The sequence below is a fragment of the Mycobacterium sp. genome (assembly GCF_035274705.1).
Classification (GTDB): domain Bacteria; phylum Actinomycetota; class Actinomycetes; order Mycobacteriales; family Mycobacteriaceae; genus Mycobacterium.
Map to the genome: position 1 here is coordinate 56,413 of NZ_DATENY010000065.1, position 18,252 is coordinate 74,664.

Here is an 18,252-nt window from a genome sequence, read left to right on the forward strand (position 1 = left end):
GCTGCCTAGGCTCGGCTACGAACCTTTGATCGCCAGCTCGCGATACTGCTGTGCGATCTCGAGGATCCATTCGCGATCTGAGAACGACGACGGCTGTCGCAGCCAGCTCAGACCGGGAAACTTCGCGGGGGTGTCCGTCGGGGCGCCCTCGCGTCCGTCGTATATCCACTGCGCGATCGCCCGTGCCTGCTCTCGCGGCAGCACCGCGGGCGACTCCATTTCGGACACGTCGTCGACCTCGTCGAGTTCACGTGAGCGCAGGGCTCCAGTCGCGTCCACAGGACGCTTGCGTGCGCTGTCGGCAGTGGCTTCCAAGAACAGCGCGTCGGAAATCAGCGACATCCGTTCGGCGACCCGGAACACCAAAGGCCCACGAGGGCGCACCCCGATGCCGATGTCCGGATGTCTGCGGCCGAGTTCGGTAAGCAGCGGCTGGATGATGCGCAGTTCGCGTCGAGCGCCGAACCAGTCTTCGATGCTGGGCAGCAGCGACCCGGCGGCGACAATCAGCATCGCGCAACCGAGCAGTGTGGCCGCTGCGCCGACGCCTACAAGGCCAGTCGTGCCAACGGCGCGCAGGAAGAAGAAGGCCGACGCCAGCACGATCAGCACGATGCCGAGGGTGAATACGAACAACGCACGGCCACGACGGCTTCGGTTCGAATAGCGCATTCCCGCCCACGCCACCAGGGTCAGCGCCAGCAGCACGTACAGCAGCGGAAGCAACCACGGCAACGACGTGCCGCTGGAGCTCAGATTCCGCTTGAGGTACTCCTCGGGAGACATCTCCTGTTGCTGGCCTGCAGCGAAGAAGGTCGCCAAGCTCACCGCGGCGATCACGCCGGCAACGCTGTACTGCGCGATCGCGATCTTGCGAATTGTGCTGGGTTTACGGACCGAAGAGACGGTTGTGATCATCACGCAGCTGCCTGCTGCACAGGCGATCAGGGCTACCTGACTCAGCCCCATCGCAATGTTCGGCCAGCGCAGCAGGCCGTCGATCAGCAGGGTGAGCGGCTGCCAGTTGAGCGCTGCGACAAACCCGAGGCTGCCCAGCGCGATGATCATCGCGGTACTCACCAGAGATTGCTTGTTGACCAGAGCCCAGCCGATTCGAAGTCCGGTAGCCAATCCGAGCAGACCGGCGATCACCCAGACGATCAACCAAATGCCTCTCCGAGCCGGACCTGGACGATCGAAGAACGATCGGATGGCAGTCGTCCAAGCCGGTAGATGAGCAGCGCCGCGAAGTCTTCGGCCTCCTGCTCGGCATCCTCGCCAGCGGGACCCATGCATCCGGTGCGCTGGTTGAGCATGTAGCCGATCAGGTCAGAGGTGGCCACTTCGGTGTTCTCGCGGGCCGCTTGGACTACCGGAATGCCCTCGTGGCCGAGAACCAGATGGCCGAGTTCGTGGGCCAGAGTTCGGTCCCACGCGGGCAGCCCCTTCTGGATCAGGAACACATCGCGATCGGTGTATTGGCGCCACTGCCCGCAGACGCCAGGAGGCAGATCGGCCATCTTGAGTTCGATGGGACGATCGCGATCCTCGCTGACGGCATCGACGAGGCGAGGCAAGGACACTTCCCCGCGTCGCGGGGCAAGATCAAGCACCTCACCTACGGCTCGGGTGACGCGACGGCTAGCAGGCATACAAACCCCCTCTTCGACGAGTCCACTATGTGCTGTCCACCCCCCGAGAGGGCTGGCAGTTTGTCAGTTGATAAACCGCGCAGTACCGCCAGTGCGTACGGCGTGGCCCGCCTTGGCCTGCCGGTACCCTACTAACCCGCCGGCGCCGGTGAGTACCAAAATGCCCGTAACGCCCGGCACCGCCAAGGCCGCAACCTGCGACAACCCGGCAGTGCGCAAATACTCGCCGTATCCGATGCGATACGACGACGCCGGCACCTCGATGTTGCTGCCCGCCATGGCCGGCAGCGGCTCCCGCCCGGCCGGCGGCTCGGCCGTGATGCCGCGGGGTGTTCCCGGCAACGTGGGCGCGTTCGGTCCGCCGGACCCGGCACCGCCACCGCCCATCCCCACGGACGGCGCCACGATCACCGGCAGTGTGAGCGGGGCAAGCGGAAGCTCGGCCGAGATGCCTACGCCGGGTACCGGGCTGATGACGCCGGGCTCGGCGGGTTCGGATGCGGGCGGCGCCAGCTCGGACGGCAACTGCATCTGTGGCGGCCTCTGCGGTCGACCCGATGGCACCTCGACGGCCCCTCCGCCGCCTCCCCCACCGCCGCCGGGTCCCGGCGGCTGGCCCAGCCGCTCCCATGGCCACCACGGCCAGCCGGGCAAGCCCGGGTTGCAGTGATCGTCGTTCTTGTCCCCATCGCAGCCCGGCTCCTCCGGGGGCGGCGTCACTGCCGTGGAAGTCGAGCTGGGATGTGTAGTCGGCGTCGTATCTCCGTCGCCCGACCCGTCCCCATCTTGATCATCTTGATTGCGTACGTCGGGCTTGTTGTCGCCCGGCTTGTGCTCGGCGGGAGTCTTCCCGGTGCCGACGTTGCCCGAGTGCTCGTTACCCGTCCCGCCCGGCAGCGGACCTACGCCGGGTGTGGTTCCGTTCACCCCTGGCCGAGTGCCTTCGTCGTTCGGCTCCGGACCTGAACCGTCGTGATCGTGCCCGAGGCCCCCCCGAATGGGGGTGCCGCCGGAGTCGTTCTTATCGTTGTCGCCAGAATCGCCGTGGTGATGACCGGGCTCGGCAAAGGCGATCGTGGCGCCCGCACCGGCAGCGAACAGCCCAGAGGCGACGAGGCAGGCCGCCGTGGCGATGCGCACACGCGAACCCACGTCGTCACCACCCTCCACGGCATCGCAGATTGGTCATCGAGATGATCAAACGATTGTCGCACAACCCTGATGAACCGTTTGCTGTCGATTCAAACCAACTGCGGCCGGACGCGCTCCTCGCGGAAACCACTTCGGACGATAGTGTTGGGCTGCACCATCGACCGAACTGACGTCAACGTCAATCACATGACCGGGAGGCCGCCGGGGATGAGCCCGTTCAAGCGACGCAAAACCCGCGCCACCCGTAGGGCCGAAGCCCGCGCGATCAAAGCCAAGGCGAAGCTGGAGGCCAAGCTCGCCGCGAAGAATGAAGCCCGCCGCATCAAGGTCGCGCACAGGGCGGAGACCAATGCGCTCAAGGCCCAACTGAAGGCGCAACGCGATAGCGACAGGGCGGCGCTCAAGGTTGCTGAGACCCATTTGAAAGCGGCCCGCGAAGGCAAGCTGTTCTCCCCCACCCGAATCCGCCGCGTCCTCACTGTGACCCGGCTGCTCGCCCCGGTCGTCGTGCCCCTCGCCTACCGCGCCGCCATCGCCGCGCGCGGATTCGTCGACGAACGCCGCGCCGACCGGCTCGGTGTCCCGCTCAGTCAGATCGGTCAGTTCTCCGGACATGGTGCTGGGCTGTCGGCCCGGATCGCCGGTGCCGAGCATTCCTTGCGTCTGGTCGCCGAGAAGAAGCCCAAGGACGGCGAGACCAAGCAGTTCGTGGCCGCGATGACTGAACGGCTCAGCGACTTGTCGGCGGCGGTGACCGCGGCCGAGAACATGCCCGTCTCGCGTCGCCGTGCCGCACACGCCGCGATCGCCGAGCAGCTCGACGGTATCGACGCCGACCTGATGGCCCGGCTGGGCCTGGTCTGACCCGCACATGTCCCGTGTCCCCAATCCCGCAGCGCGCCTGCGTGGTTCGGCCGCGGGACTACTGACCGCCGCTCTTGCTGTCGCCGCACACGGCATCGGTGGCGGCGCAGTGCCAACGGGCGCGGCCAGCGCACAACTCGTGGTGCTCGCGGCGGCCATCGGCGCGCTCGCCGCGACCATCGCGCGCGCCGCCGACGCCCGTGTGCTGCTGTGTCTTCTGGCCGCCGGTCAGCTACTCGGGCACGTCATGCTCGATGCCGCCGGCCACGCCCACACCCCATCTGCCGCGCCTCCTGCTGCGGTGATGCTGGCCGCGCACCTGACTGCGATCGCGGCAGGTGCGGTTCTGATCGCGGCAGGCGACCGGCTGTGCCGTGCGGTGTCGCGAGCGGTCCAGGCCGCCGTGCGAAGCATTTGCGTACCGCCGGCCGCGCCAACCGTCGTCGCGATGCGTGGCGCCGACCAGCCGCTGCGTTCGGCGCTTCTACTCGCCGCTTCTGTGTCGCATCGGGGTCCGCCGGTCAGTCTCGCCCACTGACCGACATTCCCCACGACACAGAAAGCCACAATCGAATGCCATTCATTTCTGGGGTGCCCGCGCGCGCCCTGACCACTGTTGCCGCCACCGGAGCGGCACTGTCCATTGCCTTGCTGTCGGGCGCCGCGCCGGCGTGGGCGCACGTCCGCGTCGACGCGGACAACCCCTCACCGGGCTCCTACTCGGTGCTTACCTTCAAGGTTCCGAACGAATCCGAAAAAGGTGCCCTGACAACGCAACTGAACGTCGCTCTGCCCAACGTCGCATCGGCGAGCACCGAGGTCATGCCGGGTTGGACCGCGACGCTGGATCGTGATGCCGCGGCGGGCATCGTCCGATCGGTGACATGGACGGCCGTACCGGGAGCCGGTATCGGGCGTGACCAGTTTGGGCTGTTTCGAATCTCGGTGAAGCTGCCTGACAACGACACCGTCAGCTTCCCGACGACCCAGACGTATGCCGACGGCACGGTCGTGAAGTGGGATCAGCCGACGCCACCCGGCGGAGCCGAACCCGAGTACCCCGTGCCCGAGGTTGCGCTGACGGGCACGGCGGCATCAGGTGACGACCACCCGATGCCGATGGCCCAGACGGCGGCACCCGACAACTCGGCGCGGTGGCTCGCGGGCGGAGCGCTGGCGCTGTCGGCCGTTGCGGTCGTGACGGCGCTGGTGGTACGACGGCGATCATGAATCGCCTCGTCGCATCGGTGATGCTGATCATCGGGCTCGCCATCGCAGCGGTCGGTGGGGCGGGGGTGGCGTCGGCGCATGCGACGCGCGTCGCAACCGACCCTGTCGAGAACTCCGAACTGACCAATTCTCCGGCGCAGGTCAGCGCGATGTTCAGCGAGGCGCTGCAGCCGCAGTTCGCGGCGATGACGGTCGTCGGTCCGGATGGAAACCTCTGGTCGACGGGCGAGCCGAAGGTCGACGGCGCCGTCATCAGCGTCGGCGTGCGGCCACTCGGACCGTCCGGCACCTACACCGTGAACTACCGAGTGACATCGGCGGACGGGCATGTCGTGTCCGGGTCCTGGGCGTTCCGGCTTGCCGTTTCGGGCACCGGAACCCCGGGCCCGCCGGCGAGCTCGGCGGCACCGTCGGGCGACGGAGTTCCGGTGTGGCCGTTCTTCGCGGCCGCTGGACTGATCGTTGCCGGCGGCGCGCTATGGGCGGTGCGACGGCAGAAGTGACGCGTCAACGGGCGGTGGCCGGCGGTGTGCTGGTCGTCGTTGCCGCATCGGTGGCCGCGTGGTCGCTGGCGTCGGCGCAGAGCGCACTGGCCGCGACGCTGGCGCGGGCTGCTGCAGACTGCGCCGCGGTGATCACGCTCGGCCTGACGGCCGTGCCGATGCTGGACATCGATCGGTACCGCGGCGAGCTGATCCGCCGCGCCACCGTCCCGCTTACCGTCGCCGGCGCCGTCTGGCTGCTGGCCGAGCTGGCCCGGGTCATGCTCGAGGCCGCCGAGGCCGCGGCGGTCCCGGTCTTCCGGCTCGGCCTGCACACGGCGACGGACTTCGCATTGCACACCGCTGCGGGCGGATCGGTGGTGTTCAGCGCGGCTGCCGCGCTTGTGGTTGTTCTGGCGGCCGCAGCGGTGCCGCGGACGGCGTCGGCGAATCTGGCCGTGGCCGGCGTCGCAGCCCTGGGAGTGACGGCGCGTCCGCTCACCGGACACCTCGCTGAGAGCGTCATCGGGGGTGCGGCGATCGTCGCGCATACGCTGGCCGCCGCGATGTGGTGCGGCACATTGGCGGCGCTGGTGCTCACCGTCGAGCACCGCGGCCAGTGGGCCCGTGTGCTGCCGCGGTTCTCGCAGCTGTCGCTGGGGTGTGTGGTGGTACTACTCGCGGGGGGCGTCGCGGGTGCGGTGGTGGCGCTGGGCTCACCGGCGCAGCTGATCAGCACCGGGTACGGCAGGCTGATGTCGGCGAAGGTCGCGGTCATGGCGGTGCTCGTCGTGATGGCGTGGCGGAATCGCACGATGTGGGTCCCTGCTGCCCGCTCGCACCGCACGACCGCCGTCGTGTCACGATCGCGGGCGCTGACCGAACTGGCCATCATGGCCGTCGCGCTGACGCTGGCCGCGGCACTGGCCGTGACGGGTTAGCGCCATATTCAACCTGGCATGATGGGAACCACTGCCGGGTAGGACTACACAGGCGCAAAGGAGCAGCCAGATGGCAGACCAGCAGGACCGACCCGACGAGAAACCGGAAGAGGTGTCCCTGGCCGCTGAGCAAGCGCCGTCGACGCCTGGACCGGATCCCGTCCCGCCTGCCGCCGAACCACCCACTCCGCCGGCCAAGAAGGCGCCGGCTAAAGCTGCGAAGAAGGCGCCGGCAAAGGCCGCTAAGAAAGCACCGGCAAAGGCCGCTAAGAAGGCGCCCGCCAAGAAGGCGGCGAAAAAGGCCGCGGTCAAGAAGGCGCCTCCGAAGACGGCGCTACCCGCTCAACGGTTGGCCGACACGAACGGCGATCTCGCAACTGCCGCGAAAGAGGCAGCGGCGCAGGCGAAGTCGACGGTTGCCAGCGCGAGTAACCCCGTCGCGGGCCCCGCGCCTGTCCCGCTCATCGGCCCTGAACCATCGCGGCTACCGATTGTCGCGGCCATCGCCGCGGGCGTGTTGGCGATCCTGGTCGTGCTGTTGGCGCGCCGGCACTCCGACGACTGATCGAATCGACTTGACCCTGACGCGGCGTCAGGGTCAATAGTGGCGGCATGGACGCGAAAACCGTCGGCGCGGTAGCCGCCCTCACCGGTGTCTCGGTGCGCACGTTGCACCACTACGACCACATCGGCCTTGTGGTGCCCAGCGTCCGCACCCCGGCGGGGTACCGCGGCTACACCGACGCCGACATCGAGCGGCTGCACCTCGTGCTGGTGTACCGCTCCGTCGGGCTGCCGCTCGACGAGATCCGCACGCTGCTCGACGACGAGAGCGCGGATGTTATCGAACACCTGCGGCGGCAATACGAGTTGCTGCTGGAGCAGGCCGAGCGGTTAGCGCACACGATCAAGGCAGTGGAGGAACTGATGAACGCACACCGCGACGGCATCCAGCTGACCGCAGAGGAACAGGTCGAGATCTTCGGCACCTCAGCCTTCAGCGGGGAGTACGCCGCCGAAGCCGAACAGCGCTGGGGCGAAACCGACGCGTGGAAGCAATCGCAGCAACGGGTTTCGCGGTTCACCAAGCAAGACTGGATCAACATCAAGGCCGACGGCGACGCGCTGCTGGCTGCGCTGGCTGATGGGAAACGCACCGGGGTCGTGCCGGGGTCTGCAGAGGCGAACCAACTCGCGGCGCAGCACCGTGCGTCGATCGAGCGGTTCTATGACTGCGGCGACGAGATGCACCGTTGCCTGGCCGAGATGTATGTCGCCGACGAGCGATTCACCCGCTACTACGACGACGCGGAGCCAGGTTTGGCCCAATTCGTCCGCGACATCATCGTCGAGAAATCCGGTCGCTAGCATCAACCGGTGACCGTAGCGCCCCGACCCACCGCCGACCTGGTCGACGAGATCGGCCCCGACGTCCGCAGCTGCGACCTGCAATTCGGCCAGTACGGCGGCCGGTCGCAGTTCGCGGGACCCATCACCACCGTGAAGTGCTTTCAGGACAACGCGCTGCTCAAATCGGTGCTGTCGGAAGCGGGCAACGGCGGCGTTCTGGTGATCGACGGCGACGGGTCGCTACACACAGCATTGGTCGGCGACCTCATCGCCGGCCTGGGCGTCGACAACGGCTGGACTGGGCTGATCATCAACGGCGCGGTGCGCGACGCGGCGACGCTTCGCACCCTCGACATCGGCATCAAGGCGTTGGGCACCAATCCCCGCAAGAGCACCAAGACCGGCGACGGCCACCGCGATGTCGCGGTGGAGTTCGGCGGAGTGGTGTTCGCGCCCGGCGAGATCGCGTACAGCGACGACGACGGCATCGTCGTGGTCGCCCCTTAGCGCGAGCAGACGCAAAACTGCCTCATTTCGACACGAATTGGGCAGTTTTGCGTCTGTTCGCCGGGAAAGGGGACTAGGCCGAAACCGGCTCCGTGGCACGGTGCTTGGTGAAGGCCAGCGCCTCATCATCAACCCTGCCGCGGCGGATCAGGCGTAGGTCGAGCAGATAGTTCTGCTTGAGCCGCCACGGGGCGACATGTCCCGACTTGGGCAGGTAGTCCAGCGCACGCAGCACGTAGCCGGGAGTGAAGTCCATCAGCGGGCGCTCGTCGACGGAGTTACCCGGATGTTGCGGCTCGACCGTGTCAAAGCCCTTGGCGTCCATGTAGTTCAGCACCCGGCAGACGAACTCCGACACCAGATCGGCCTTCAGTGTCCACGATGCGTTGGTGTAGCCAATGGTGAATGCCATGTTGGGCATGTGCGTCAACATCATGCCCTTGTAGGCCATGGTGTCGTTGAGCTCGATCGGCACGCCGTTGCGCATGACCTCGGCACCGCCGAACAGCTGCAGGTTCAAACCGGTTGCGGTGACGATGATGTCGGCTTGAAGCTCCTCGCCTGAGCTCAGCTTGATACCAGTCTTGGTGAACCGCTCGATCGTGTCGGTGACGACGTCGGCCTTACCCGCGCGGATCGTCTTGAACAGATCACCGTTGGGCGCCAGGCACAGTCGCTGATCCCACGGGTTGTAGCTGGGACCGAAGTGCTTCTCGACGTCGTAGCCCTCGGGCAGGCGCCGCTGGGCCATGGTCATCAGCGTCTTGCGCATGAAGTTCGGGAAACGCCTGCTGATCTGGTACTGCGCGGACTGGAACAGGATGCTCTTCCACCGGTTCAGTACGTAAGCGGGCTTGGTGGGCAGCGTCTTGTTGGTCCGCACGGTGAATGGGTCGACGTCGGGCAGCGCACCGATGTAGGTCGGCGAGCGCTGCAACATGGTGACATGCCCGGCGCCCGAATCGGCAAGGGCAGGAATCAAAGTCACCGCGGTGGCGCCACTGCCGATGACCACGATCTTCTTGCCCGCGTAGTCCAGCTCCTCAGGCCAGTGCTGCGGGTGAATGATCGTGCCCTCGAAGTCGTCCGTCCCGGCGAACTCCGGTGAGTAGCCCTCGTCGTAGTTGTAATAGCCGCTGCAGGCGAACAGGAACGAGGCCTTGATCTCGACTTCCTCACCACCACGTTCGACGCGTACCGTCCAGCAGTTCTCGGCATCCGACCAGTCGGCGCCGACCACCTTCTGGCCATAGCGGATGTGCTTGTCGATGCCGTATTCGGCAACGGTCTCCTTCAGATACGCCATGATCGACGGCCCGTCGGCGATGGCCTTCTCCGACGTCCACGGCTTGAACCGGAAGCCCAGCGTGAACATGTCGGAGTCGGAGCGGATGCCGGGGTACTTGAACAGGTCCCACGTGCCGCCGAGGTTCTCGCGGCGTTCCAGGACCACATAGCTCTTGTTAGGGCAGCGGTCCTGGAGGTGCCAGGCAGCGCTGATGCCGGAGATACCGGCTCCGACGATGACGACGTCGACAAATTCAGTCATGATGTAAAGCTATCAACACTGTGTCGAGCGAGTCAACGGTCTGTTGATAATTTCGACATACTGTAAAGTCTTTGTGGTGACCCTCGCCGGCCAAGCCCGACCCGCCCGTGGCCGTCGCGCCGCGCGCCCGTCCGGCGACGACCGTGAGCTGGCCATTCTGGAGACGGCCGAGCGGCTCCTCGAGGATCGCGGACTGGGCGAGATCTCCGTCGACGACCTGGCCAAAGGCGCCGGCATCTCGCGCCCGACGTTCTACTTCTACTTCCCATCCAAGGACGCGGTGCTGTTGACGCTCCTCGACCGGGTCATCACCGAGGCGGACGAGATGGCCGACGCCGAGCTCGGCGAGTCAGCCAGCGAAGCGGTCGACCCGGCCGGGGTATGGCGAGCGATCAATGCACTGTTCGGCACGTTCGGCGCCCATCGCGCGGTGACCCTCGCCGGCGCCGCTGCTCGCCCGACCAACGCGGAGATGCAAGCGATGTGGTCGCGCTTCATGCAGAAGTGGATCGACTGCACCACCGCATCGATCGAGGCCGAACGAAGTCGAGGCGCCGCCCCGATCACAATCCCGGCCGAAGACCTGTCGATCTCGCTCAACTTGATGAACGAGCGGGCCATGCTGGCGGCGTTCGCGGACGAACAACCGGCGGTGGCCACCGAACGAATTGTCGACACACTGGCCCACATCTGGGTCGCCAGCATCTACGGCCAGTCACGCTGATCCGTCGGACCCTGATGCGAACATATGTTCGTGTCTCGGGTTGGATCGACGGCTCGGCGGTCGGCGGCGACCATCCTGCACGCTGACCTCGATTCGTTCTACGCATCGGTCGAGCAGCGCGACGATCCGTGGTTGCGCGGACGGCCGGTGATCGTGGGCGGCGGCGTCGTGCTCGCCGCGAGCTACGAGGCGAAGGCGTACGGCGTCCGCACCGCGATGGGTGGCCGCCAAGCGCGGCAGCTGTGCCCGCGCGCGATCGTCGTGCCGCCCCGAATGTCGGCGTATTCGCAGGCGAGCGATGCGGTATTCGAGGTCTTCCGCGACACGACGCCTGTCGTCGAACCATTGAGCGTGGATGAGGCGTTCCTCGACGTGTCGGGACTGTGGCGGGTCTCGGGCACACCCGTCGAGATCGCCGCGCGGCTGCGGGCGCAGGTCCGCGACCGCGTCGGCCTGCCCATCACCGTCGGAATCGCCCGCACCAAATTCCTGGCCAAGGTCGCCAGCCAGGAAGCCAAGCCCGACGGTCTATTGCTCGTGCCGCCCGACCGTGAGCTCGCGTTCCTGCATCCGCTGCCGGTGCGGCGGCTGTGGGGCGTCGGAGTCAAGACGGCAGAAAAGTTGCACGCCCATGGCATCGAGACGGTCGCCGATGTCGCCGAACTCTCCGAATCGACCCTTGCTGCCATGGTCGGCGGAGCAATGGGCCGTCAGCTATTTACGTTGTCCCGCAATATCGATCGGCGCCGAGTCGTAACCGGAGCGCGACGCCGGTCGGTCGGCGCACAGCGTGCTCTGGGGCGCAGGGGCAACACCATGTCGGCAGCAGAGGTGGACGCGGTCGTCGTCAACCTGATCGACCGGATCACCCGGCGCATGCGCAAGGCCGGTCGCACTGGCCGAACTGTGGTGCTACGACTGCGTTTTGACGACTTCGGCAGGGCCACCCGGTCACACACCATGCCGCGCGCGACTGCGTCGACCGATGCAATCCTGGGCACCGCGCGCGGCTTGGTAGCGGCGGCCGCTCCGTTGATCGCCGAACGGGGCCTGACGCTGGTCGGCTTCGCGGTGTCGAACATCGACCGCGAGGGAGCACAGCAGCTGGAGCTGCCGTTCGAGTTGGGCCCACACGTCAGTAGGGGACATGCCGACACGGTCGCAATAGACGACGCGGTGGACCGGGTGCGTCGGCGTTATGGCAACACCGCGTTGACCCGAGGTGTGCTGCTCGGCCGTGATCCTGGCATGGAGATGCCGCACCTACCGGACTAGGCGGAGGTCCACTCCAGCAGTTTGTCTGCAGGCCAGGTGTTGACGATCCGGTCGACGGGCACTTCCGCGTCAAGTGCGCGCTGAGCGCCGTAGCCCAAAAACTCGAGCTGGCCGGGCGCGTGGGAGTCGGTGTCGATCGAGAACACGCAGCCGATTTCGAGCGCGAGGTTGAGCAGTCGGGTGGGCGGATCGCGGCGCTCGGGCCGTGAATTGATCTCGACCGCAGTGCCGTTGTCGCGGCAGGCGGTGAACACCTTTTCGGCGTCGAACTTCGATTCGGGGCGGATGCCGCGGTTGCCGCTGACGAGTCGGCCGGTGCAGTGGCCAAGCACATCGGTGTGCGGGTTGGTGACGGCCTTGATCATCCGTCGGGTCATCGCCTCGGCGTCCATCGACAGTTTCGAATGCACGCTGGCGACGACGACGTCGAGGCGATCTAGTAGCTCGGGTTCCTGGTCAAGCGAACCGTCTTCGAGGATGTCGACCTCGATGCCCGTGAGGATGCGCATCGGCGCAACGGTTTCACGTAGCTTCTCGATGACGTCGAGCTGTTTGCGCAGCCGATCAGTTGACAGACCGTTGGCGATCGTGAGCCGCGGTGAGTGATCGGTCAGTGCACAGTACTCGTGCCCGAGTTGCCTTGCGGCAAGCATCATTTCCTCGATAGGAGCGGATCCGTCCGACCAGTTCGAGTGGACGTGGAGGTCGCCCCTGAGGGCCGCGCGGATATCACCTCCGCCGAGATCCTTTGCCGCTTCCCGTAATTCGACGAGAGCGTCGGGCTCCCGGCCGGCCCAGGCTTGGGCGATGACTTTGGCGGTCTTTGGTCCGATGCCAGTCAGCGTCTGCCAGCTGTTGGCGGCACCATGGCGTTCGCGCTCGGCCTCGGTCAGTTCCTCGACGATGTCGGCAGCGTTTCGGTAGGCCATCACGCGCCGAGAATCTTCACGCGCGCGGTCCTTGTAGTAGGCGATCTGGCGCAGGGCGATGACCGGATCCATGCCTCCAGTGTGCCCAATTTGCCATGGAACACCTCGTCCCCTACCCTGGATTGCGAATTCGTTCAATCCATCAATCCATCAGGCGTTGATTACGTGCCCCATCGTTTATCCGGCTCTCCCGAGCAGCCGCTCTACGAAATCAAGGCCAACCTTTTCAAGGCGCTGGCCCACCCCGCGCGCATCCGCGTGCTCGAAATCCTGTCGGCCAATGGCCGACCCACGTCGGTCAGCGAGATCCTGAGCGAAACCGAGATCGAGCCCACGCTGCTTTCGCAGCATCTGGCGGTTCTCAAACGCCATCACGTGGTCAGTGCTCAGCGCGTCGGGAACGCGGTGATCTACGAGTTGGCCCACCCGAAGATCTCTGAACTGCTGGTCATCGCGCGGACCTTCCTCGCCGACACGCTCGGTGCCCAACGTGATCAACTCGAGGCGCTCAAGTCGCTGCCCCCACTGGAGAACCGCCAGTGATCGCGACTGCCGCCGGCACCCTGGTGCGCCTGCTTCCCAACCGCCGCGACTACGCCGACCTGTCGCGGTCGTGGCGGCGCGACATCCTGGCCGGCGTCACCGTCGGCGTGGTCGCACTCCCGCTCGCGTTGGCCTTCGGCATCAGTTCGGGTGTCGGTGCGGCGGCAGGACTGATCACCGCCGTTGTCGCCGGCCTGGTGGCCGCGGTCTTCGGTGGATCGCACGTGCAGGTGTCGGGGCCCACCGGCGCGATGGCCGTCGTGCTCGCGCCTGTCGTAACCCAGCACGGCCTCGGCAGCATCGCGATGGTGACGGTCCTGGCCGGCTTGATGGTTCTGGCCGCAGGTGTCACCGGTCTGGGCCGCGCGGTCACGTTCATCCCGTGGCCGGTCATTGAGGGGTTCACGCTCGGCATCGCGACGATCATCTTCCTGCAACAGGTGCCCGCTGCATTCGCTCGAGAGGTGCCTGCCGGCGCACGGACCTTGCCGGCGGCATGGCATGTCATCGGCCACGCCGACTGGTCGACGGCCGCCAAAACCCTTGGCGTGGTGGTCTTTATCGCGGTGCTGATGCTGACTCTGCCCCGATTGCACCGAGGAATTCCGGAATCGCTCACTGCCGTCGTCGCGGCCACTGTGGGCGTGACGGCGTTCGGCATTTCGGTCGCGACCATCGGCGAACTTCCGTCTCGCCTCCCGACACCGGTACTGCCGCATGCAGACGTCGGCGCGCTCCGCACGCTGGTCGGCGCTGCACTGGCGATCGCGGCGCTTGCGGCAATCGAATCGCTGCTGTCGGCACGAGTCGCCGCCACGATGGCGCCGACGGGTCCGTACGACCCCGACCGCGAACTGGTCGGCCAGGGCCTGGCCTCTGTCGCGTCGGGAGCGTTCGGTGGGATGCCGGCGACGGGCGCCATCGCGCGCACGGCGGTCAACGTCCGCTCCGGCGCGCGTACACGCGTTTCTGCGATCGTGCACTCGCTGGTGCTACTGGCGGTGGTGTACCTGGCGACCGGACCGGTCTCGGCAATTCCGTTGTCCGCGTTGGCCGGAGTGCTCATGGTGACATCGTTTCGGATGATTTCGGCATCCACGATTCGAAAGATCCTGCGCTCCACTCGGTCTGATGCACTGACCTTCGTGCTGACAGCCGCCGTCACGGTGTGCTTCGACCTCGTCGAAGCCGTCGAGATCGGTATCGTCGTCGCAGCGTTTTTCGCACTACGAACGGTGGCACGCCGCAGCAGCGTGACGCGTGAGGACCTCCCTGGTCCATATCGGGCGGGCGACGATCAGATCGCGCTATTGCGACTAGATGGCGCCATGTTTTTCGGTGCGGCAGAGCGGATCTCGAGCGCCATCGTCGACGCCGACCACCCGCGCACGTCGGTGGTGATCATCCGGATGTCCCAATTGGGCATGCTGGACGCGACCGGGGCTCATACGCTGGCGCAGATTTCCACAGAGCTGGAGGCTCGCGGCATCACGGTGATCATCAAGGGCGTCCGCCCAGAGCATATGAATCTGCTGAACAACGTCGGCGTCATCGATTCCCTCCGGCACGAGAATCACTTGCTCGACACGCTTGACGACGCAGTCGGTCACGCCCGCACCCACGTGGCCCACTAGCCGCATTGAGCCGTCACGCCCCCCATCGCGGGTCGCGGCCGCTGAGCGCAATGATGCGGTCCAGCACCGGCGCATCGTCGGCGACGGGCACGGCGGCGCCGAACAGTCCCTCGACGGAACCCTGCGCCGCGAACTGTGCGATGTTGGCGAGTACCGCCTCGGTAACGCCGGGGTCCACGTCGTAGGTCTGCCCGGTCGCACGCGCCAGGTCCCAGCCGTGGATGACGACTTCGGTGAGGCCGACCATTGCGACGGCTTCGCCTGGCATCTCCATCGCGGCGATCCGGGTCATTCCTTGCCACGCACTTGGATCGGTCCAGGCCTGGGCGAGTTCAGTCAGCCGCGTCGGGTAGGTTCGTCCGCCAATCGGGATCCAGCTGGGCAGCATCGACACTCGGAGGCGCGCCGGTCAGCGGCCCGCGGTCCTTTCGAGCGGCGGCGGCGAACGCCAGGGTGAGGCCGCCGACATGGTGCAGTACGTCGCCGACGGAGAAGTCCGCGCATGGCGTCGACGCGGTGAGGTGGTCGTCGGTGATGTTGGCGAGCACGCGGGCGGTGCGCTGGCAGGAGGGGCTGAAGTTGATCATGTGTGTACCGACTTTCCCGGGGCAGGAATTAATCGGCCTCGAGGACTACTTTTCGAATTGTGAGATTCGCCTTCAAGACATCACCGCAGAACACCACTTGGGCCGACATGCTTGCCGTCTGGCAGGCCGCCGACGACATCGACGTCTTCGAATCCGGTTGGACCTTCGACCACTTCTACCCGATCTTCTCTGACTCCAGCGGTCCATGCCTGGAGGGCTGGACGACGCTGACGGCGCTGGCGCAGGCCACCAAGCGGCTGCGGCTGGGCACGCTGGTCACGGGTATCCACTATCGCCATCCAGCGGTGCTCGCGAATATGGCCGCTGCGCTCGACATCATCTCCGACGGCCGGCTCGAGCTGGGAATCGGCGCGGGCTGGAACGAGGAGGAGTCCGGGGCGTATGGGATCGAGCTCGGCAGCATCAAAGAGCGCTTCGACAGGTTCGAGGAAGCCTGCGAAGTGCTGACCAGTCTGTTGAGCAAGGACACCACGACGTTCGACGGCAAGTTCTATCGGCTGAAGGATGCACGCAACGAGCCGAAGGGGCCGCAGCGGCCGCTTCCACCCATCTGCATTGGCGGAAGCGGCGAGAAGCGCACGCTGCGGATCACTGCGAAGTATGCGCAGCATTGGAACTTCGTGGGTGGAGCGCCGGAGGAGTTCGCGCGCAAACGCGATGTCCTCGCATCGCACTGCGCGGACATCGGGCGCGATCCGAAGGAGATCATGCTGTCCGCGCACGTTCGGCTGAGTCCCGACCACCACAATCCCGATAGCCCGATCGATTACGGGCATGTGATCGAGGAGGCGGCCGCGCTGGGCAAGGAAGGCTTGGACTTGGCGATCGTCTACCTGCCGACGCCGCACACGCCGGCGGTGCTGGAACCGCTGGCCGAGGCGATCAGGGATTCGGGCTTGCTCTAGTTAGCGGCTTGCTCAGTACGGTCACGGCTATCGAGGCAGTGTCTCACCGCAGTACAGCCTTGCAGGTTTGACGAAGGGGAACGACTCGCTGTTCGGCGGGCACAAAGAACTGTCGGTGCTGCCGTCGACTCGTTTCACAATCCTGAGGGTGGCGCGATGATCCGCACAGTCTGTCAGCGTGATGATGCCGACCTGGTCGGGGCCATAACAGCGACCTTCGAACTGGTTGAGCAAGAAGCAGAGCGTTAGGGACTTGGAGGCGAGGGCGGTATAGGTGCTTTCGCGGCCGATATGGCCGTCCGGACATACGGAGTCGGGCGGTCCCACGGACGCCAATTCAAGATCCGCTCTAGGGTCGGCACAGTCGCTGGTTGCCATATTCGGTATACGCGAAGCGAATTGAGCGTTCGTCACGCAGTCGCCGATCTTCAACATTGGACCCGCGGCAGTAGTGGGCAGCGTGATCGAGGGAAGGGTGAAGGTGGGACTGGTCGGAAGCCAACTCGGCGTATGGCTACTGCTCGAGCTCTCAGCGACCCTGGCGACCGCACCGAAGACTGACAGCCCAACGATGATTGCGCCGGCGATGATCATTCCGGTTCCGGGCTTTTTCTGCTGCGGCGGAACTGGGGATGGCGGGGGCCATGGCGTCGGATACCCCGGCGGAACAGGTGGTGGCGGGTAGCCGGTTGGCCCCGGCGGCGGTGGAAAGCCTTGCGGCATTGGGGAATACGGTTGGCTCCAGCCGGAAGGCGGCGGATATGGCCCGGGACCCATAGGCGGTTGCGGAGGCTTCGCAGAGCGTGATCGCGTAATCAGGCCGACGCCAAGCAACACCATTCCAATGACGGGGATGGACAGTGCTCCGATGACCTCGGCGAAATGAAACGAAGCGGCAAGGGTGGTGGCGGGTACTTCTGTCGGCATCACTGACTTCTTTCCTCATAGCTACTCGGTTTCGTCGATTCCGCACAGCCGTTGATATTCGCCATGACGGTGCTAGGCGGGATACCGCGACTGCGTCGAGGCGGTTGCATAAGTAGCTCGTCGTGCGCGTGCCGATGACACTTCCGCGAACTCCGCCGATGTCGCCACGAGAGTAGAACGAATTCCGGTCGGCGTTGACTTGGACGATGGCCTCGAGGGTCACGACTTTGCCTAGCTACATACCGACGTTGGAGATACCGCATCACCGCACCCGATGGACACACGGATCATTGGTTACTGGTTCGTGTATAGGAGTCACCCGACATCAGCGGAGCTCCGTCCTCGCTGAGAAATGAATCTTTTAATTCTGAGATATTCAGTCGGAGGTATTGCGACAGCGGGACAAGCTCAAGCAGACCCGTTGTCTTCCCTTGCGCTACTGCGAGCGCGGTGGAATCCGCCGTACTTAGTGTCATGAACCCGTCCTCGGAGATAGGGCTGAGGTTGTAGCCAACGGCCACATCAGATTCAGCCCATGGGCTCCGCAGGATAGGCAGTCCTTCATCGTCGCGTATGACGTCGCCGAAAACGCCGAACAGATAGCGTTCAAGAACATCCATAGATGAAGCACGCAACGTGAATTGTTCCCCACCGCCACGACTGGCTCTCGTCAGCATCAACCATCCATCATCTCCTTGTCGCGTGTAATACCGCGTTTCACCTCCGGGATCTGACCATAGGATCGCCGCACCTGAACTGTCTGAGGGGGTGAGCGCATATCCGGCGCGGCGCGCCCATTGAAGCAAATCCGCGGAAAATGTCGGCGCCGCAGTCATCGCAAAAGCCCTACTTTCTGGAGTCGACTGACGTTGACTTCCACCCCGTTTTCGTCGAAGACAAGGACCTGGACGGCACCGCCATCACGCGCGAACGCCGGTGCAACTGCGGAGACTTCGATCGTCCAGCCATCGGGAAGGACA

22 protein-coding genes are annotated in these 18,252 nt (G+C 65.7%); 13 read left to right on the forward strand and 9 right to left on the reverse strand.

Translation table 11 applies throughout. From position 1 onward, the window contains the following. Window positions 1-15: 15 nt before the first annotated feature. The 3 genes from VJV41_RS15410 to VJV41_RS15420 form a co-directional block, all read right to left on the reverse strand. Window positions 16-1,164 carry a hypothetical protein gene (locus VJV41_RS15410; protein WP_325335148.1) on the reverse strand — a complete coding sequence of 383 codons (1,149 nt, stop codon included), beginning with the start codon at window positions 1,162-1,164 and terminating at the stop codon, window positions 16-18. Further along, window positions 1,161-1,652: a DUF955 domain-containing protein gene (locus VJV41_RS15415; RefSeq protein ID WP_325335150.1), complete on the reverse strand. Its 492-nt coding sequence runs from the start codon at window positions 1,650-1,652 to the stop codon at window positions 1,161-1,163. Before VJV41_RS15415 ends, VJV41_RS15410 begins: the two co-directional genes overlap by 4 nt. 63 nt (window positions 1,653-1,715) lie before the next feature. Continuing rightward, on the reverse strand, window positions 1,716-2,804 hold the full coding sequence (locus VJV41_RS15420) for a hypothetical protein (RefSeq protein ID WP_325335152.1): 1,089 nt from the start codon (window positions 2,802-2,804) through the stop codon (window positions 1,716-1,718). Between the two features lie 207 nt (window positions 2,805-3,011). Here VJV41_RS15420 and VJV41_RS15425 point away from each other — a divergent pair, with 207 nt between their 5' ends. From VJV41_RS15425 to rraA, 8 genes are all read left to right on the forward strand, one after another. Continuing rightward, window positions 3,012-3,668, forward strand: a complete 657-nt coding sequence (locus VJV41_RS15425) for a DUF6474 family protein (protein ID WP_325335193.1) — start codon at window positions 3,012-3,014, stop codon at window positions 3,666-3,668. Between the two features lie 7 nt (window positions 3,669-3,675). After that, complete coding sequence (locus VJV41_RS15430) at window positions 3,676-4,206, forward strand: hypothetical protein (protein WP_325335154.1); 531 nt, start codon at window positions 3,676-3,678, stop codon at window positions 4,204-4,206. Between the two features lie 35 nt (window positions 4,207-4,241). Next, entirely contained in the window at window positions 4,242-4,898 is a 657-nt protein-coding gene (locus VJV41_RS15435) for a YcnI family protein (protein ID WP_325335155.1), read from the forward strand. After that, window positions 4,895-5,401 carry a copper resistance CopC family protein gene (locus VJV41_RS15440; RefSeq protein WP_325335157.1) on the forward strand — a complete coding sequence of 169 codons (507 nt, stop codon included), beginning with the start codon at window positions 4,895-4,897 and terminating at the stop codon, window positions 5,399-5,401. The genes VJV41_RS15435 and VJV41_RS15440 overlap by 4 nt, the downstream gene beginning before the upstream one ends. Next, on the forward strand, window positions 5,377-6,321 hold the full coding sequence (locus VJV41_RS15445; protein ID WP_325335159.1) for a CopD family protein: 945 nt from the start codon (window positions 5,377-5,379) through the stop codon (window positions 6,319-6,321). The genes VJV41_RS15440 and VJV41_RS15445 overlap by 25 nt, the downstream gene beginning before the upstream one ends. A gap of 70 nt (window positions 6,322-6,391) precedes the next feature. Beyond that, window positions 6,392-6,886 carry a hypothetical protein gene (locus VJV41_RS15450; protein ID WP_325335161.1) on the forward strand — a complete coding sequence of 165 codons (495 nt, stop codon included), beginning with the start codon at window positions 6,392-6,394 and terminating at the stop codon, window positions 6,884-6,886. A gap of 47 nt (window positions 6,887-6,933) precedes the next feature. Then, window positions 6,934-7,689, forward strand: a complete 756-nt coding sequence (locus tag VJV41_RS15455; protein WP_325335163.1) for a MerR family transcriptional regulator — start codon at window positions 6,934-6,936, stop codon at window positions 7,687-7,689. A gap of 9 nt (window positions 7,690-7,698) precedes the next feature. Next, the gene (gene rraA, locus VJV41_RS15460) at window positions 7,699-8,178 is read left to right on the forward strand and encodes a ribonuclease E activity regulator RraA (protein ID WP_325335165.1); all 480 of its coding nucleotides are present in this window, start codon (window positions 7,699-7,701) and stop codon (window positions 8,176-8,178) included. A 73-nt stretch (window positions 8,179-8,251) separates the two neighbouring features. On the opposite strand, the gene VJV41_RS15465 is transcribed toward rraA, so the two are convergent. Continuing rightward, complete coding sequence (locus tag VJV41_RS15465) at window positions 8,252-9,727, reverse strand: NAD(P)/FAD-dependent oxidoreductase (RefSeq protein WP_325335167.1); 1,476 nt, start codon at window positions 9,725-9,727, stop codon at window positions 8,252-8,254. A 76-nt stretch (window positions 9,728-9,803) separates the two neighbouring features. Between VJV41_RS15465 and VJV41_RS15470 the strand changes: the two genes are divergently transcribed. Beyond that, entirely contained in the window at window positions 9,804-10,451 is a 648-nt protein-coding gene (locus tag VJV41_RS15470; RefSeq protein ID WP_325335169.1) for a TetR/AcrR family transcriptional regulator, read from the forward strand. A 24-nt stretch (window positions 10,452-10,475) separates the two neighbouring features. After that, entirely contained in the window at window positions 10,476-11,726 is a 1,251-nt protein-coding gene (gene dinB / locus VJV41_RS15475) for a DNA polymerase IV (protein WP_325335171.1), read from the forward strand. Here dinB and VJV41_RS15480 read toward each other — a convergent pair. After that, window positions 11,723-12,727, reverse strand: a complete 1,005-nt coding sequence (locus tag VJV41_RS15480) for a PHP domain-containing protein (RefSeq protein ID WP_325335173.1) — start codon at window positions 12,725-12,727, stop codon at window positions 11,723-11,725. The genes dinB and VJV41_RS15480 overlap by 4 nt on opposite strands. 93 nt (window positions 12,728-12,820) lie before the next feature. Between VJV41_RS15480 and VJV41_RS15485 the strand changes: the two genes are divergently transcribed. Together VJV41_RS15485 and VJV41_RS15490 are read left to right on the forward strand one after the other, a co-directional pair. Continuing rightward, the gene (locus VJV41_RS15485) at window positions 12,821-13,198 is read left to right on the forward strand and encodes a metalloregulator ArsR/SmtB family transcription factor (protein WP_325335195.1); all 378 of its coding nucleotides are present in this window, start codon (window positions 12,821-12,823) and stop codon (window positions 13,196-13,198) included. Next, entirely contained in the window at window positions 13,195-14,832 is a 1,638-nt protein-coding gene (locus VJV41_RS15490; protein ID WP_325335175.1) for a SulP family inorganic anion transporter, read from the forward strand. The genes VJV41_RS15485 and VJV41_RS15490 overlap by 4 nt, the downstream gene beginning before the upstream one ends. 13 nt (window positions 14,833-14,845) lie before the next feature. On the opposite strand, the gene VJV41_RS15495 is transcribed toward VJV41_RS15490, so the two are convergent. Together VJV41_RS15495 and VJV41_RS15500 are read right to left on the reverse strand one after the other, a co-directional pair. Beyond that, the gene (locus VJV41_RS15495) at window positions 14,846-15,124 is read right to left on the reverse strand and encodes a TIGR03086 family metal-binding protein (RefSeq protein ID WP_325335177.1); all 279 of its coding nucleotides are present in this window, start codon (window positions 15,122-15,124) and stop codon (window positions 14,846-14,848) included. Window positions 15,125-15,164: 40 nt separating this feature from the next. Then, a complete protein-coding gene (locus VJV41_RS15500; RefSeq protein ID WP_325335179.1) occupies window positions 15,165-15,419 on the reverse strand; it encodes a maleylpyruvate isomerase N-terminal domain-containing protein in 255 nt (84 codons plus the stop codon). Between the two features lie 59 nt (window positions 15,420-15,478). Here VJV41_RS15500 and VJV41_RS15505 point away from each other — a divergent pair, with 59 nt between their 5' ends. Continuing rightward, a complete protein-coding gene (locus VJV41_RS15505) occupies window positions 15,479-16,345 on the forward strand; it encodes an LLM class F420-dependent oxidoreductase (RefSeq protein ID WP_325335181.1) in 867 nt (288 codons plus the stop codon). A gap of 27 nt (window positions 16,346-16,372) precedes the next feature. Here the strand turns inward: VJV41_RS15505 and VJV41_RS29050 are convergent, their stop codons facing one another. Next, a complete protein-coding gene (locus VJV41_RS29050; RefSeq protein WP_422656555.1) occupies window positions 16,373-17,272 on the reverse strand; it encodes an LppU/SCO3897 family protein in 900 nt (299 codons plus the stop codon). Window positions 17,273-17,559: 287 nt separating this feature from the next. Next, window positions 17,560-18,108, reverse strand: coding sequence for an Imm61 family immunity protein (locus tag VJV41_RS15510; protein WP_325335183.1), 549 nt, complete (start codon window positions 18,106-18,108; stop codon window positions 17,560-17,562). Window positions 18,109-18,252 lie beyond the last annotated feature (144 nt).